Here is a 15033-nt window from a genome sequence, read left to right on the forward strand (position 1 = left end):
ATATGACAACACCCACTTTTACAAATGATGCAATCGTTTTTGGAATCTTAATGTTATCACTCGGTTTCGTTTTCTATACGGAAAATATAAAAAGTGGTTTCTGGCATAAATTTTACAAGATTGTACCAGGTTTATTTATGGCATATTTTATTCCTGCTATTTTTACTACTGCTGGCATTATATCCCCAGAATGGGAAACCTTAAATACGGCAGGTGAAATTGTAACAGGTAAATCGCAATTGTATTATATTTCTAGTCGATTTTTATTACCTGCAGCCTTAGTTTTAATGACATTAAGCATCGATTTAAAGGCTATTTTTAACCTAGGTTCTAAAGCATTAATAATGTTTTTTACAGGTACTGTAGGTATTATTATTGGAGGACCCATAGCTATTTTGTTAATTTCAATCTTCTCTCCAGAAACGGTTGGTGGATCTGATTTTGATGCTGTTTGGCGTGGTTTATCTACACTTGCAGGAAGTTGGATTGGTGGTGGAGCAAACCAAACTGCCATGTTAGAAATTTATAAATATAACCCTGCAAAATATGGAGGAATGGTGTTTGTAGATATTGTAGTTGCTAATGTTTGGATGGCTATTCTATTAATAGGAATTGGTAAAAAAGACAAAATAGACAAATGGTTAGGTGCAGATACTTCTGCCATAGAAGATTTAAAAGATAAAGTTTCTTTATTTGCTAAGAAAGTAAAAAGGAATCCTTCTGTAACAGACTTTATGATAATTCTTGCCATAGCTTTCGGTACGGTAGGTTTAGGTCATTTTACAGCAGAATATTTAAGTTCTTTTTTCGGTGAATTAGTTGCTGGTATCGAATCTGAAACTTGGAGAAACATCTTTACTTTCTTAGGTTCTAGTTTCTTTTGGTTGATTAGTATTTCTACAGTTATTGCAGTTATCTTATCTTTTACAAAAGCAAAAAATTACGAAGGCGCAGGAGCTAGTAAAATTGGAAGTGTATTTATTTACATTTTGGTTGCTACAATTGGTATGAAAATGGATTTAGCAATGATTTTTGACAATGTAGGATTAATTGCCATTGGTCTTGTTTGGATGTCTATTCATGCTGGATTATTAGTATTCGTTGCCAAATTAATAAAAGCTCCTTATTTCTTTCTAGCACTTGGTAGTCAAGCAAATGTTGGAGGTGCAGCTTCTGCCCCAATTGTAGCGCAAGCATTTCACCCTTCTTTAGCTACTGTTGGTGTTTTATTAGCTGTTTTTGGATATGCCATAGGAACAATTGGTGCTATTTTATGTACCATTTTAATGGAATTATCAGCAACACTTTAAATAAAAATGAGCATATTTGCACACGAAAAATATAGATTTATGAAGAAAATTATTACGCTTTTAGTCCTATCAATTTTAATTACAGCATGTTCTTATAAAAAAGAAGGAAATATGACTGTGCAAGGGAAAATTAAAGGTCTTAAGAAAGGGACTCTATACCTTCAAAAAATGAAAGATACACTATTAGTATCTGTAGATTCAGTAAAATTGCTAGGTAGCGATAAATTTACTTTAACGGATAATGTGGAATCTCCTGTATTATATTATTTAACATTTGACGGAAATACAAGTGATAAAAGAATTTTATTTTTTGGTGAAAAAGGAATTATTACCATTAACGATAATGTAGAAAAGTTTGGATATACTCCAGAAATAACAGGATCTAAAAATCAAGAAATTTTAGATAAGTATAATAAAATTAAAAGTAAATTTCAAGATCAGCGATTAGAATTTATCAAAAAAGATTTTGATGCTAAAAAAGCAAACGATCAAGAATTAATTACACAATTAGAAAAAGACTATCAAAATATTTCAAAAAGAAGAGTTTTATTTACTACTAATTTTGCACTTACAAATGCAGACTATGAAGTTGCACCTTATATTGGTTTAACAGAAATGTATGATGCTAGTCTAAAAATGTTAGATACAGTAAATAATTCTTTATCAGATAAAGTAAAAAACTCTGATTATGGAAAACGTTTTCAAGAATACTTAATTTCTATCAAGGAAAAATAGTTAAAATATTTCTTCTATTAAATAAAAAAAAACGAGCAAATTGCTCGTTTTTTTTATGTTTAAAAAAGTAAAAAACTAATATTTAATTATTGTCGACACATTTCAAACTTATATAATTAAACTTTATACCACAATTAGAAACAGTTACAAAGTAATGTCTTAATCTCTTATTAAAGGCAATGTAGAACATCTAAGTAACCCTTCTTGCTTCGATATTTCAGAATAAGCAACTTCCTCTACAGTAAAACCATTTTCTCTAAGCCAAGTATTTAATCTTGTAAAGTTTTTTTCAGAAATAATAACTTCTTCAGAAATTGAAAAAATATTACTATTCATGTTATACATTTCTTCATTTGTAATTTCAAAAACATTTTCCTTTCCAAAGAAATCTACCAACCATTCATATTCTCTTTCTATTAAAAAACCGTTTTTAAAAAGAATAGCCTTGTCTTTTCCTATTGGTTGAAAACAGCAATCTAAATGCAACGCATTATCCTTTGCATTGGTATTCGATTTTCTTAACTCAAAAGACTTTACTTTTTTATGAGGAAATAATTCTTGTAGCGCAATTACCGCGTCCATATTTGTACGCGCTGTAATATAATCTGCATAATCACTTCCAGAATAGGTACCAACAAAAATATATTCATTCCATGGCATTACATCACCACCTTCAACATGACACTCTTTGGGTAAAACAACCACTTTAGAAGGATCTATTTGTGAGATTACTTTATCTATTGCCTTATATTCTTTTTCTCTGTCTGGTAGAATATTGGCTTCTATAAAAGTATCTTCAATTACAAAAGCAATATCTCTAGCAAATATTTGATTATAATTTTCAATTATATCTGGTCTAAAAACTTGTACATTATACTTTTCTAAAATTTCAGCAACTGCTTCCATTTCTAAGTTCATAGCAGATTCTTTAGGATATGTTCCGGCTAGAACATGTTCTATACTTTTAGGATCATAGCAATCTTCTACCCTTGGCACTCCTCCATTACTTTTCGCAGTTCCTAAGATAACAGCTCTTAATTTAGATGTTTCGTTTTTAATATTTAATTGTAACATATATAAAGTAGATAAAAAAAGCTTCATAAAATATGAAGCTTTGATTTTGTAAATGTAATAAAATTTATCTTTTTTCTATACCTGTAAAAGGTCTGTAGTTTTCACCTGTATATATTTGACGTGGTCTACCTATTGGCTCTTTGTTAAGGCGCATTTCTTTCCACTGAGCAATCCAACCAGGTAAGCGTCCTAAAGCAAACATTACTGTAAACATTTCTGTTGGAATCCCCATAGCTCTATATATAATACCAGAATAAAAATCTACATTCGGGTATAATTTTCTTTCAACAAAATAAGGATCATTTAAAGCTTCTTGTTCTAAACTTCTTGCGATATCTAAAATAGGATCTTCAACTCCTAAATCATTTAAAACATCATCTGCTGCAGCTTTAATAATTTTAGCTCTAGGATCGAAGTTTTTATAAACTCTATGTCCAAATCCCATTAAACGGAAAGGGTCATTTTTATCTTTTGCTTTGGCCATGTACTTTTTAGTATCACCTCCATCAGCTCTAATTCCTTCTAGCATTTCTAAAACAGCCTGATTTGCTCCACCATGTAATGGTCCCCAAAGTGCAGAAATTCCTGCAGAAAGAGAAGCAAATAAACCAGCATGAGAAGAACCTACAATTCTTACTGTAGATGTAGAACAGTTTTGCTCATGATCTGCATGTAAAATTAATAATTTATCTAATGCATCTTTAACAATAGGGTTAATTACAAAGTCTTCATTTGGTTGCTTAAACATCATAAACATTAAATTCTCTACGTAACCTAAAGATTTTTGTCCATAATTTAAGTGCATTCCTTTTTGCTTACGCATAGTCCAAGCCACTAATACTGGAAATTTAGCCATAATACGTACAATAGCGTTGTACATATCTTCTCTAGACTCAATATTAACTGAAGATGGATTAAATGCAGTTAAAGCACTTGTTAAAGAAGACAATACTCCCATTGGGTGTGCTGTCTTTGGAAATGCTTCTAATATTTTTCTAACATCATCATCTACTAATGAATGATCTCTAATGTCATTATGAAATTTTTCTAATTCTGCCTTTGTAGGTAAATTACCAAATATTAATGCATAAGATACTTCTAAAAAATCTGCTTTTTCAGCTAATTCTTCAATAGAATAGCCTCTATAACGTAAAATACCTTTTTCTCCATCTAAGAAAGTAATAGCACTTTCACATGAACCTGTGTTCTTATAACCTGGATCTATAGTTATAATTCCATTGGTTGCACCTCTTAAGGTTTTAATATCTATGGCTACTTCATTTTCTGTACCCTTTACAAGTGGAAACTCATAAGTTTTATCTCCAATCTGTAATTTAGCTGTATCTGACATTTACTGATGATTTTTTAGTATTGTTAAGTTTGACGAAGATACCAAATTTAATAGTATTTTAAAAGGGTGCACTAATAGATTTTAAGAATTTTAAAATAAAGGTAACTTATGTAAGAATAATGCAAAAAAAACCTCATAATTTCTTATGAGGTTATAATCTATTTAAAAAAGTTACTCTTAAAGGTTAAAAGCATTTTCTCCTGGAAAATAAGCAGTTGCACCTAATTCTTCTTCAATACGTAATAATTGGTTGTATTTTGCCATTCTATCTGAACGAGAAGCAGAACCAGTTTTAATTTGTCCACAGTTTAATGCTACTGCTAAATCTGCAATAGTATTATCTTCTGTTTCACCAGATCTATGAGACATTACTGAAGTATAACCTGCATTTTTTGCCATATTTACAGCTGCAATAGTTTCAGTTAAACTACCAATTTGGTTTACTTTAATTAAAATAGAATTTGCTATTCCATTTTCAATTCCTTTAGCCAAACGTTCTACATTAGTTACAAATAAATCATCACCAACTAATTGAACTTTATCTCCAATTAATTCAGTAAGATATTTTGTACCATCCCAGTCATTTTCATCCATTCCATCTTCAATAGAGATGATAGGATATTTAGCAGCTAATTCAGCTAAATAATCTGCTTGTTCTTTACTTGTTCTAATTTTTCCAGTTTCACCTTCAAATTTAGTATAATCGTATTTACCATCAACATAAAACTCTGCAGAAGCACAGTCTAATGCAATTTTAATTTCTTCTCCAAAAACATAACCTGCATTTTTAACAGCTAAAGCAATAGTTTCTAAAGCATCTTCAGTACCACCTGCTAAATTAGGAGCAAATCCTCCTTCATCACCAACAGCTGTAGATAAACCTCTATCGTGTAAAACTTTCTTTAAGTTATGGAAAATTTCAGAACCCATTTTTAAAGCTTCAGTAAAAGTTTTCGCTTTAACTGGCATAATCATAAATTCTTGAAATGCAATCGGAGCATCTGAATGAGAACCACCGTTAATGATATTCATCATTGGTAATGGTAAAGTATTAGCAGAAACACCACCTACATATCTATATAAAGGCATCCCTAACTCATTAGCAGCAGCTTTAGCGGCAGCTAAAGAAACTCCTAAAATAGCATTTGCTCCTAATTTAGATTTATTTGGTGTACCGTCTAAATCAATCATTAATTGATCTATTGCATTTTGCTCAAATACAGAAGTACCTAATAATTCTGCTGCAATAATGTTATTTACATTAGATACTGCTTTTAAAACACCTTTACCCATGTAATCTTTACCACCATCACGTAATTCTACAGCCTCATGTTCTCCTGTAGAAGCTCCAGATGGAACTGCTGCTCTACCTAAAATTCCGTTTTCTGTAGTTACATCTACTTCTACTGTTGGATTACCTCTTGAATCAAAAATTTGACGTGCGTGAACGCTAATTATTATACTCATTTTATTTATTATTTAATTAATTTATGTCTTTTATTTATACTGCTAATTTACAAAAAACCACTCATAAATGAGTGGTTTTAAATAGTTACTTACGAAAACGTTTTCAGATGAAATAAATTAACAAATGTTAACTTATCACTGCTTTAGCCTTGGTAATATTTTCTATAAATTGATCGAATAAATACTCAGAATCGTGTGGTCCTGGGCTAGCTTCTGGATGGTATTGTACAGAAAAAACATTCTTTTCTTTCATACGAATTCCTGCAACAGTATGATCATTTAAATGAACATGTGTAATTTCTACATTTTCATTAGATTCCGTTTCTTCTCTATTGATAGCAAAACCATGATTTTGTGAAGTGATTTCACCCTTACCTGTCAACAAGTTTTTTACAGGATGATTAATTCCTCTATGACCATTGTGCATTTTATAAGTAGAAATTCCATTAGCCAAAGCAATTACTTGATGTCCTAAACAGATACCAAATAACGGTAAATTTCTTTCTATAATTTCTTTAGCTACTTCTTGTGCTTCAATCAATGGTTCTGGATCTCCAGGCCCATTAGAAATAAAATAACCATCAGGATTAAAATCTAATAAATCTTCAAACTTAGCATTGTAAGGAAACACTTTTATGTAAGCTCCTCTTTTTGCTAAATTTCTTAAAATATTCTTTTTAATACCAATGTCTAAGGCAGATATTTTAATCTCAGCATTTTCATCACCAACAAAATAAGGTTCTTTTGTAGACACTTTAGAAGCCAACTCTAAACCTTCCATACTAGGTACTGCCGCTAATTGCTTTTTTAAAGCATCAATATTATCTACATCAGTAGAAATAATAGCATTCATAGCTCCATTATCTCTAATATACGCCACTAAAGCTCTAGTATCAACATCTGAAATAGCTACAAGATTGTGTTTAGTAAACCAATCTTTTAAATTACCATTAGAATCTACTCTAGAATGCGTAAAACTAAAATTTCTACAAATTAAACCTGATATTTTTATTCCATCAGATTCAACTTCGTTGTCATTTACCCCATAATTACCAATATGTGCATTTGTTGCAACCATTAATTGACCAAAATAAGAGGGGTCAGTAAAAATTTCTTGATAGCCAGTCATACCTGTATTAAAACAAATTTCTCCGGTAGACGTTCCTTCTATTCCTACGGATTTACCATAAAAAATTGTTCCATCTGCTAATAAAACAAGCGCTTTTTTTCGTGTTTGATATTTCATTGATAGTTGTTGTGTTTCTTAATGCAAAAATATAAAAAAAAGGGATAAACGTAAACGCTTATCCCTTTTATATAATTTAAAAAATTTTCATTTTTTATTCTTCAGATTTTTCTTCTGTTGCTGTTCCTTCTACTTGTGGAGCATCTGCTTTTTTGCTTCTTCCTCTACGTGTAGTTTTCTTAGCTTTTTTACCATTAGGATTGTAAATTTCGTTGTAATCAACTAATTCAACCATTGCCATAGGAGCATTATCCCCTTGACGATTTCCTAACTTAATAATACGAAGATAACCTCCTGGTCTATCTGCTACTTTTACAGAGATTTCTTTAAATAATTCTGTAACTGCATATTTATCACGTAAGTGAGAAAATACAACACGTCTGTTGTGAGTAGTATCACTTTTAGACTTTGTTATTAATGGTTCTGCAAAAACTCTTAATGCTTTTGCTTTAGCCACTGTAGTGTTAATACGTTTATGTTCTATTAAAGAACATGTCATATTAGCTAACATTGCCTTTCTGTGTGAAGTAGTTCTTCCTAAATGATTATGCTTTTTTCCGTGTCTCATGACCTTTGTTTTATAATTTCATCTTGCATCAACTCGTTATGAGGAGCAAATTATGAAAAATTAATCTCTATCTAATTTGTATTTTGTTAAATCCATACCGAAACTTAAACCTTTAACAATCACTAATTCTTCTAGTTCTGTTAATGATTTTTTACCAAAGTTTCTAAACTTCATTAAATCACTTTTGTTAAAAGAAACTAAATCTCCTAATGTATCTACTTCTGCAGCCTTTAAACAGTTTAAAGCTCTAACAGATAAATCCATGTCGATTAATCTAGTTTTTAATAACTGACGCATGTGTAATGACTCCTCATCATACGTTTCTGTTTGTGCAATTTCATCTGCCTCTAAAGTGATACGCTCATCAGAGAATAACATAAAGTGGTGGATTAATATTTTTGCAGCCTCAGTTAATGCATCTTTAGGATTGATTGATCCATCAGTATCGATATCGAAAACTAATTTTTCATAATCCGTTTTTTGCTCTACACGAAAATTTTCGATTGCATACTTTACATTCTTAATCGGTGTGTAGATAGAATCTGTAAAGATTGTTCCTATTGGTGCTGAAGCTTTTTTATTCTCTTCTGCTGGTACAAATCCTCTACCTTTTTCTATAGTAATTTCTGCATTTAACTTTACAGATTTATCCATGTTACAGATTACTAAATCTGGATTCAATACTTGAAAACCAGAGATAAATTTCTGTAAGTCTCCTGCAGTAAACTGCTCTTGACCAGATAATGAAATAGATACAGTTTCTCTATCTGTTTCTTCTATTTGTTTCTTAAAACGAACTTGTTTTAAGTTTAAAATAATTTCTGTAACGTCTTCTACAACCCCAGATACAGTAGAAAATTCATGCTCTACACCATCAATTCTTAATGATGTAATTGCAAATCCCTCTAAAGAAGATAAAAGAACTCTTCTTAAAGCGTTTCCTATTGTTAAACCAAAACCTGGTTCTAAAGGTCTAAACTCAAATCTACCTGTAAAATCAGTAGATTCAATCATAATAACCTTATCTGGTTTTTGAAAATTTAAAATTGCCATTTTTCTTCGTTTTAATTGTTATCCGGTTGCGCGGTTTATAAATGTGAAGAAATATTTATAAACCCTTTGGCCGAATTTCAATGTGTTTAATTTATTACTTAGAATATAATTCTACGATTAATTGTTCTTTGATGTTTTCTGGAATTTGTAATCTTTCTGGTGCTTTTACAAAAGTTCCAGATTTAGTATCTGTATTCCAAGTTAACCATTCAAAAACATTGCTGTTAGAAGCTAATGCATTTTCAATAGCACTTAAAGATTTAGATTTCTCTCTTACAGCTACAACATCTCCATCTTTTAAACTATAAGAAGGAATGTTAACTATTTCTCCATTAACAGTAATATGTCTGTGAGAAACTAATTGACGAGCTCCACTTCTAGAGTTAGAAACACCCATTCTGTAAACAACGTTGTCTAAACGAGATTCACATAATTGTAATAAGATTTCACCTGTAATCCCAGAAGCAGCTTGTGCTTGTTTAAACAAGTTACTGAATTGACGCTCTAAAATACCATAAGTATATTTCGCTTTTTGCTTCTCCATTAATTGAGTTGCATATTCAGATTTCTTTCCTCTTCTTCTTGCATTTCCATGCTGTCCTGGAGGAAAATTTCTTTTTTCGAAGTTTTTATCTTCTCCAAAAATTGCTTCACCAAACTTACGAGCAATTTTAGTTTTTGGTCCTGTATATCTTGCCATTTCTTTTGTTGTTATAGATAGGGATTATGAATTAAGGCTTACTCCTTCGATAATCTTGTTCCTATCAAATTAAAAAATTAAATTATACTCTTCTTCTCTTTGGAGGGCGACATCCGTTATGAGGAATAGGTGTAACATCAATAATTTCTGTTACTTCAATACCTGCATTATGGATTGATCTAATAGCAGATTCTCTACCATTACCCGGTCCTTTTACATACACCTTTACTTTACGTAAACCTGCTTCTTTTGCAACGTTTGCACAATCTTCTGCTGCTAATTGAGCTGCATATGGAGTATTCTTTTTAGAACCTCTAAAACCCATTTTACCTGCAGATGACCAAGAAATAACGTCACCTTTTTTATTTGTTAAAGAAATAATGATGTTGTTAAAAGATGCAGTTACGTGCGCCTCTCCAATAGCATCAATGATTACCTTACGCTTTTTTGAACTTGCTTTTGCCATAATTTTTCAGTTTTAGTAATTTAGTTTTCTAACCTTATAGCCTAGACTATTATTAGATCTTTATTACTTTATCTAACTTATTTTTTCTTGTTAGCTACAGTTTTTCTCTTACCTTTTCTTGTACGAGAGTTATTCTTAGTTCTCTGTCCTCTTAAAGGAAGACCAAGTCTGTGACGAATACCTCTTTGACAACCGATATCCATCAAACGTTTGATGTTAATCTGTACCTCAGAACGTAATTCACCTTCGATTGTGAAAGATCCTACTTGTTCTCTAATTGCTGCGATTTGATCATCAGTCCAATCTTGAACTTTAATGCTCTCATCTACTTTTGCTTCTGCTAGAACTTTTTGAGCTCTGCTGCTTCCTATACCAAAGATGTAAGTTAATGCGATAACACCTCTTTTATTCTTTGGAATATCAATACCTGCTATTCTTGCCATTACCCTTGTCTTTGTTTAAATCTAGGATTTTGTTTATTAATCACGTATAATCTACCTTTCCTGCGAACTATTTTGCAGTCGGCACTTCTTTTTTTAACTGATGCTCTAACTTTCATCTGTTTTGTTTTTTTAGTATCTGTAAGTAATTCTTGCCTTTGATAAATCGTACGGACTCATTTCTAATTTTACCTTATCTCCAGGTAGTAATTTGATATAATGCATACGCATTTTACCAGAAATGTGTGCCGTAACAATATGTCCATTTTCTAATTCTACACGAAACATTGCATTAGATAATGCCTCTGTAATTGTTCCGTCCTGTTGAATTGCTGATTGTTTAGCCATATTATTTATTCGATTTTCTGTTGCTATTCCCCGCTTTCATCAAACCATCATAATGACGATTTAATAAATACGAATTAATTTGTTGCAACGTATCAATTGCAACTCCAACCATAATTATTAATGATGTACCACCATAAAACATGGCCCAACTTTGTTGTACTCCAAACTGAACTACAATTGCTGGTAAAATAGATAATGCTGCTAAAAATAACGATCCTGGGAACGTAATTCTAGATAATACAGAATCTAATCTATCTGCTGTGTCTTTTCCTGGTCTAATACCTGGTATAAAACCACCACTTCTTTTTAAATCATCCGCCATTTTATTCGTAGGAATAGTAATAGCAGTATAGAAATAACTAAAGATGACAATTAACAATGCAAAAATAACATTGTACCATAAACCATTCATATCTTGTAAGCTAGCAATTGCTGGAAATCTCTGAGCTAAAGCAACTGGTAAAAACATAATTGCTTGAGCAAAGATAATTGGCATAACACCTGCTGCATTTAATTTCAAAGGAATATAATCTCTTGAACCTGCAACATTTTGTACATTTCCTACAACCGTTCTTCTAGCATACTGCACTGCAATCTTTCGAACAGCAGTAACTAATAGCACAGTTAATAAAATTACTACAAACCAAACAATAATTTCTATTAAAACCATCATAATACCACCTGCTCCTGCATTTGTTGTTTTAGCAACAAACTCTTGTAAAAATGCAGCAGGAAAGTTAGCGATAATACCAACAGTAATTAATAATGAAATACCATTACCAACACCTTTGTCTGTAATACGCTCACCTAACCACATTGCAAAAATAGTACCTGCAGTTAAAATGATAATTGATGATATCCAAAAAGTAGCACCACTTACTAAAAACGCTTCTGGTCCTAAACCAAATTGTGTTTTAATAGCAGTAATATACGTAGGTGCTTGCACTAACGTAATACCAATTGTTAACCATCTTGTTATTTGTGTAATTTTTTTTCTTCCACTTTCTCCATCTTTTTGTAGTTTTTGTAAATAAGGAACCGCAATTCCCATTAACTGAACTACAATAGATGCAGAAATATAAGGCATAATACCAAGAGCCATTACTGACGCCCTAGCAAATGCTCCTCCTGTAAATGCATTCAATAAACCTAAAAGACCTCCAGAAGTACTTTCTTTTAAAGCTGAAAGTTGTAATGGATCTATTCCAGGTAAAGGAACAGAAGCCATAAAACGATACACAGCAATTAATCCGATTGTAAGAAGAATTTTATTTTTCAACTCTTCAATACTGAAAATCTCTTTTAATCTATTAATAAAATTCATCATTTACGGGATGTTATAAAGTAACAGCTTCTCCTCCAGCTGCTTCGATAGCTGCTTTTGCTGTTGCTGTAAATTTATGTACAGTTATATTTAATTTAGCCTTTAACTCTCCACTACCTAATATCTTGATTAAGTCGTTTTTTCTTGCCAATCTATTAGCAATTAAAGTATCTAAAGTAACTGTATCTGTTATCTTTCCACTATCAACTAAAGATTGTAATTTATCAATATTGATACCTTGATATTCAACACGATTAATATTTGTGAAACCAAACTTTGGCACACGTCTCTGAAGTGGCATTTGCCCTCCTTCGAAACCAATCTTTTTAGAATAACCAGAACGAGATTTCTGTCCGTTGTGACCTCTTGTAGCGGTACCACCTTTTCCAGATCCTTCACCCCTTGCAATTCTTTTTCCTTTTTTAATGGAACCTTCTGCTGGTGTTAAATTATGTAAACTCATTTTTTCTAAATATCTTATTTAATTTCTTCGAAAGAAACTAAGTGTTTAACTGTATTTACCATACCAACTATAGAAGGAGTTGCCTCATGCTCTACAGTTTGGTTCATTTTACGTAAACCTAATGCCTCTAAAGTTCTTTTTTGACTTTGAAGACGTCCGATTTGACTTTTCACTTGTGTAACTTTTATTCTTGCCATCGTTCTTAGGTTTATCCGTTAAATACTTTCTCTAAAGAAATCCCTCTTTGCTTAGCAATACCTGCTGCACTACGTAATTGTAATAAAGCATTAAAAGTTGCTTTAACTACGTTATGAGGATTTGATGATCCTTGAGATTTTGATAATACATCATGAATACCAACTGACTCTAGTACGTGCCTTACAGCACCACCAGCAATAACTCCAGTACCATGAGATGCAGGCTTAAGAAAAACTTTAGCTCCACCAAATTTACCTTTTTGCTCATGAGGTAAAGTTGCATCTAAAATAGGAATTCTAACTAAATTTTTCTTTGCGTCTTCAATTGCTTTTGCAATTGCAGATGCAACATCTTTAGATTTCCCTAATCCATGTCCAACAACACCATTACCATCTCCAACAACTACGATTGCAGAGAAACCAAATGCTCTACCACCTTTTGTTACTTTAGTAACACGTTGTACTCCTACTAATCTATCTACAAGATCTAACCCACTAGGTTTTACTCTTTCTACGTTTTTATATCCTTGCATAATTTCTTAAAATTTTAAACCCGCTTCTCTTGCAGCGTCTGCTAATACTTTAACTCTACCGTGATATAAATACCCGTTTCTATCGAAAGCAATTGTTTCAACTCCAGCTTTAGTAGCTTTTTCTGCTATTAATTTACCAACTGCTGTTGCTGCTTCGATTTTAGTACTTGCGTTTATTTCTTTATTTCTAGATGAAACTGAAGCTAATGTTACTCCATTTACATCGTCTACTAATTGAGCGTAGATTTCCTTGTTACTTCTGTAAACCGATAATCTTGGTTTAGTAGCAGTACCAGAAACGATCTTTCTAATTCTACGCTTAATTCTAGCTCTTCTTTGTAGCTTTGATAATGCCATAATGCTATATATTATGCAGATTTACCTGCTTTTCTTCTTAATATTTCACCAACAAACTTCACACCTTTTCCTTTATAAGGCTCTGGAGCTCTGAAAGAACGAATCTTTGCAGCAATTTGACCAACTAATTGTTTGTCAAATGAAGATAATTTAATGATCGGGTTTTTCCCTTTCTCAGATATTGTCTCAATTTTAACCTCTGGAGCTAATTCTAAAACGATATTATGAGAGAAACCTAAAGCTAAATCTAATTTTTGGCCTTGATTAGATGCTCTATAACCAACACCAACCAATTCTAAATCTTTAGTCCAACCTTTACTTACACCTTCAATCATGTTATTGATTAAAGCTCTCATTAAACCATGTTGTGCTTTATGGTTTTTACTTTCTGATGCTCTATCTAAAGTGATAATACCATCTTCAATTTCTACTGTAATACCTTCAGAAATAGTTTGAGTTAACTCACCTAATTTTCCTTTTACGGTTACTACATTGTCTTTTACATTAACATCTACACCTTGTGAAATGCTAATAGGATTTTTTCCAATTCTACTCATTTCTATAGATTAATAAACGTAACATAAAACTTCTCCTCCAACATTCTCTTGACGTGCTTTTTTGTTTGTCATTACACCCTTAGATGTAGAAACAATAGCAATTCCAAGTCCGTTTAATACTCTTGGCATCTCTGTAGAGCCAACGTATTTACGTAAACCTGGTGTACTGATTCGTTGAATCTTTCTAATTACTGATTCTTTTGTTTCTCTTTCGTACTTTAAAGCTATCTTAATTGTTCCCTGAACTTTATCGTCATTGAACTGGTAGCTTAAAATATACCCTTGATCAAACAAAATTTTAGTCATTTCCTTCTTCAAGTTTGAAGCTGGAATTTCCACTACTCTGTGTCCTGCTGCGATTGCATTTCTTACTCTTGTAAGAAAATCCGCGATTGGATCTGTATACATATTTATTTAAAATTGCGATTACGGTTTTCAAATACCTCTATTTATGCTACAGATTTCTCTGTGATAAATGAACCTATAATCAGTTAAAATTCTTATACTCAAAAAAAATAGAGCGTGCAAAGATACACATTCTATTTTTATATTTGAGCTTTATTTAAAATTTTCTACCAAGATGCTTTTTTAACACCTGGTATTAACCCTTGATTGGCCATTTCTCTAAAAGTAACACGAGATAAACCAAATTGTCTCATATATCCTTTTGGACGACCAGTTAATTTACATCTGTTATGCATTCTAACTGGTGAAGCATTCTTAGGTAATTTTTGTAATGCATCATAGTCTCCAGCTTCTTTTAAAGCTTTTCTCTTTTCAGCATATTTAGCAACAGTTGCTGCTCTCTTACGCTCACGCGCTTTCATTGATTCTTTAGCCATTT

The 15033-nt window shown here is 31.8% G+C and carries 21 protein-coding genes; 2 read left to right on the forward strand and 19 right to left on the reverse strand.

Going from position 1 to position 15033, the window contains the following annotated elements:
* Window positions 1-2 precede the first annotated feature (2 nt).
* Together H0I27_RS13285 and H0I27_RS13290 are read left to right on the forward strand one after the other, a co-directional pair.
* Complete coding sequence (locus H0I27_RS13285; protein WP_218731141.1) at window positions 3-1310, forward strand: DUF819 domain-containing protein; 1308 nt, start codon at window positions 3-5, stop codon at window positions 1308-1310.
* Window positions 1311-1349: 39 nt separating this feature from the next.
* Window positions 1350-2045: a DUF4369 domain-containing protein gene (locus H0I27_RS13290; RefSeq protein WP_218731142.1), complete on the forward strand. Its 696-nt coding sequence runs from the start codon at window positions 1350-1352 to the stop codon at window positions 2043-2045.
* Window positions 2046-2204: 159 nt separating this feature from the next.
* On the opposite strand, the gene H0I27_RS13295 is transcribed toward H0I27_RS13290, so the two are convergent.
* From H0I27_RS13295 to rpsN, 19 genes are all read right to left on the reverse strand, one after another.
* The gene (locus H0I27_RS13295) at window positions 2205-3119 is read right to left on the reverse strand and encodes a dimethylarginine dimethylaminohydrolase family protein (protein ID WP_218733898.1); all 915 of its coding nucleotides are present in this window, start codon (window positions 3117-3119) and stop codon (window positions 2205-2207) included.
* Window positions 3120-3183: 64 nt separating this feature from the next.
* Window positions 3184-4470: a citrate synthase gene (locus H0I27_RS13300; protein ID WP_218731143.1), complete on the reverse strand. Its 1287-nt coding sequence runs from the start codon at window positions 4468-4470 to the stop codon at window positions 3184-3186.
* A gap of 177 nt (window positions 4471-4647) precedes the next feature.
* Window positions 4648-5937: a phosphopyruvate hydratase gene (gene eno, locus H0I27_RS13305; RefSeq protein WP_218731144.1), complete on the reverse strand. Its 1290-nt coding sequence runs from the start codon at window positions 5935-5937 to the stop codon at window positions 4648-4650.
* A gap of 127 nt (window positions 5938-6064) precedes the next feature.
* A complete protein-coding gene (gene carA / locus H0I27_RS13310) occupies window positions 6065-7183 on the reverse strand; it encodes a glutamine-hydrolyzing carbamoyl-phosphate synthase small subunit (protein ID WP_218731145.1) in 1119 nt (372 codons plus the stop codon).
* Window positions 7184-7277: 94 nt separating this feature from the next.
* Entirely contained in the window at window positions 7278-7751 is a 474-nt protein-coding gene (rplQ, locus tag H0I27_RS13315) for a 50S ribosomal protein L17 (protein WP_068451564.1), read from the reverse strand.
* Between the two features lie 60 nt (window positions 7752-7811).
* Complete coding sequence (locus tag H0I27_RS13320) at window positions 7812-8804, reverse strand: DNA-directed RNA polymerase subunit alpha (RefSeq protein WP_165732609.1); 993 nt, start codon at window positions 8802-8804, stop codon at window positions 7812-7814.
* Between the two features lie 94 nt (window positions 8805-8898).
* Window positions 8899-9504: a 30S ribosomal protein S4 gene (gene rpsD / locus H0I27_RS13325; protein ID WP_208890009.1), complete on the reverse strand. Its 606-nt coding sequence runs from the start codon at window positions 9502-9504 to the stop codon at window positions 8899-8901.
* Window positions 9505-9586: 82 nt separating this feature from the next.
* A complete protein-coding gene (gene rpsK, locus H0I27_RS13330; protein ID WP_036825729.1) occupies window positions 9587-9970 on the reverse strand; it encodes a 30S ribosomal protein S11 in 384 nt (127 codons plus the stop codon).
* 77 nt (window positions 9971-10047) lie between these two features.
* Entirely contained in the window at window positions 10048-10413 is a 366-nt protein-coding gene (rpsM, locus tag H0I27_RS13335; protein ID WP_165732607.1) for a 30S ribosomal protein S13, read from the reverse strand.
* Window positions 10413-10529: a type B 50S ribosomal protein L36 gene (ykgO, locus tag H0I27_RS13340; protein WP_004568720.1), complete on the reverse strand. Its 117-nt coding sequence runs from the start codon at window positions 10527-10529 to the stop codon at window positions 10413-10415. Before ykgO ends, rpsM begins: the two co-directional genes overlap by 1 nt.
* Before the next feature lie 13 nt (window positions 10530-10542).
* On the reverse strand, window positions 10543-10758 hold the full coding sequence (gene infA, locus H0I27_RS13345; protein ID WP_004568721.1) for a translation initiation factor IF-1: 216 nt from the start codon (window positions 10756-10758) through the stop codon (window positions 10543-10545).
* A gap of 1 nt (window position 10759) precedes the next feature.
* Entirely contained in the window at window positions 10760-12082 is a 1323-nt protein-coding gene (secY, locus tag H0I27_RS13350; protein WP_165732728.1) for a preprotein translocase subunit SecY, read from the reverse strand.
* A 13-nt stretch (window positions 12083-12095) separates the two neighbouring features.
* On the reverse strand, window positions 12096-12545 hold the full coding sequence (gene rplO / locus H0I27_RS13355; RefSeq protein WP_166382668.1) for a 50S ribosomal protein L15: 450 nt from the start codon (window positions 12543-12545) through the stop codon (window positions 12096-12098).
* A gap of 14 nt (window positions 12546-12559) precedes the next feature.
* On the reverse strand, window positions 12560-12742 hold the full coding sequence (rpmD, locus tag H0I27_RS13360) for a 50S ribosomal protein L30 (protein WP_036783629.1): 183 nt from the start codon (window positions 12740-12742) through the stop codon (window positions 12560-12562).
* Between the two features lie 11 nt (window positions 12743-12753).
* Window positions 12754-13278: a 30S ribosomal protein S5 gene (gene rpsE, locus H0I27_RS13365; RefSeq protein WP_302849956.1), complete on the reverse strand. Its 525-nt coding sequence runs from the start codon at window positions 13276-13278 to the stop codon at window positions 12754-12756.
* 3 nt (window positions 13279-13281) lie between these two features.
* On the reverse strand, window positions 13282-13632 hold the full coding sequence (gene rplR / locus H0I27_RS13370; protein ID WP_165732605.1) for a 50S ribosomal protein L18: 351 nt from the start codon (window positions 13630-13632) through the stop codon (window positions 13282-13284).
* A gap of 11 nt (window positions 13633-13643) precedes the next feature.
* Window positions 13644-14189 (reverse strand): 50S ribosomal protein L6, encoded by a 546-nt coding sequence (rplF, locus tag H0I27_RS13375; protein ID WP_218731147.1) that lies wholly within the window; start codon window positions 14187-14189, stop codon window positions 13644-13646.
* Window positions 14190-14198: 9 nt separating this feature from the next.
* Window positions 14199-14597, reverse strand: a complete 399-nt coding sequence (gene rpsH / locus H0I27_RS13380; protein ID WP_068451535.1) for a 30S ribosomal protein S8 — start codon at window positions 14595-14597, stop codon at window positions 14199-14201.
* Between the two features lie 164 nt (window positions 14598-14761).
* A complete protein-coding gene (rpsN, locus tag H0I27_RS13385) occupies window positions 14762-15031 on the reverse strand; it encodes a 30S ribosomal protein S14 (protein ID WP_165732603.1) in 270 nt (89 codons plus the stop codon).
* Between the last annotated feature and the right edge of the window lie 2 nt (window positions 15032-15033).

Origin of the sequence: Polaribacter sp. HaHaR_3_91 (assembly GCF_019278525.1) — a bacterium.
Lineage (GTDB): Bacteria > Bacteroidota > Bacteroidia > Flavobacteriales > Flavobacteriaceae > Polaribacter.

Coding starts and splice junctions, on each gene's coding strand:
- rpsM (WP_165732607.1), bottom strand. CDS start 10,413: ATGGCAAGAATAGCAGGTATTGATATTCCAAAGAATAAAAGAGGTGTT.
- rplR (WP_165732605.1), bottom strand. CDS start 13,632: ATGGCATTATCAAAGCTACAAAGAAGAGCTAGAATTAAGCGTAGAATT.
- H0I27_RS13300 (WP_218731143.1), bottom strand. CDS start 4,470: ATGTCAGATACAGCTAAATTACAGATTGGAGATAAAACTTATGAGTTT.
- H0I27_RS13320 (WP_165732609.1), bottom strand. CDS start 8,804: ATGGCAATTTTAAATTTTCAAAAACCAGATAAGGTTATTATGATTGAA.
- H0I27_RS13285 (WP_218731141.1), top strand. CDS start 3: ATGACAACACCCACTTTTACAAATGATGCAATCGTTTTTGGAATCTTA.
- rpsK (WP_036825729.1), bottom strand. CDS start 9,970: ATGGCAAAAGCAAGTTCAAAAAAGCGTAAGGTAATCATTGATGCTATT.
- rpmD (WP_036783629.1), bottom strand. CDS start 12,742: ATGGCAAGAATAAAAGTTACACAAGTGAAAAGTCAAATCGGACGTCTT.
- ykgO (WP_004568720.1), bottom strand. CDS start 10,529: ATGAAAGTTAGAGCATCAGTTAAAAAAAGAAGTGCCGACTGCAAAATA.
- rpsD (WP_208890009.1), bottom strand. CDS start 9,504: ATGGCAAGATATACAGGACCAAAAACTAAAATTGCTCGTAAGTTTGGT.
- infA (WP_004568721.1), bottom strand. CDS start 10,758: ATGGCTAAACAATCAGCAATTCAACAGGACGGAACAATTACAGAGGCA.
- H0I27_RS13295 (WP_218733898.1), bottom strand. CDS start 3,119: ATGTTACAATTAAATATTAAAAACGAAACATCTAAATTAAGAGCTGTT.
- secY (WP_165732728.1), bottom strand. CDS start 12,082: ATGAATTTTATTAATAGATTAAAAGAGATTTTCAGTATTGAAGAGTTG.
- carA (WP_218731145.1), bottom strand. CDS start 7,183: ATGAAATATCAAACACGAAAAAAAGCGCTTGTTTTATTAGCAGATGGA.
- H0I27_RS13290 (WP_218731142.1), top strand. CDS start 1,350: ATGAAGAAAATTATTACGCTTTTAGTCCTATCAATTTTAATTACAGCA.
- rplO (WP_166382668.1), bottom strand. CDS start 12,545: ATGAGTTTACATAATTTAACACCAGCAGAAGGTTCCATTAAAAAAGGA.
- rplF (WP_218731147.1), bottom strand. CDS start 14,189: ATGAGTAGAATTGGAAAAAATCCTATTAGCATTTCACAAGGTGTAGAT.
- rpsH (WP_068451535.1), bottom strand. CDS start 14,597: ATGTATACAGATCCAATCGCGGATTTTCTTACAAGAGTAAGAAATGCA.
- rplQ (WP_068451564.1), bottom strand. CDS start 7,751: ATGAGACACGGAAAAAAGCATAATCATTTAGGAAGAACTACTTCACAC.
- eno (WP_218731144.1), bottom strand. CDS start 5,937: ATGAGTATAATAATTAGCGTTCACGCACGTCAAATTTTTGATTCAAGA.
- rpsN (WP_165732603.1), bottom strand. CDS start 15,031: ATGGCTAAAGAATCAATGAAAGCGCGTGAGCGTAAGAGAGCAGCAACT.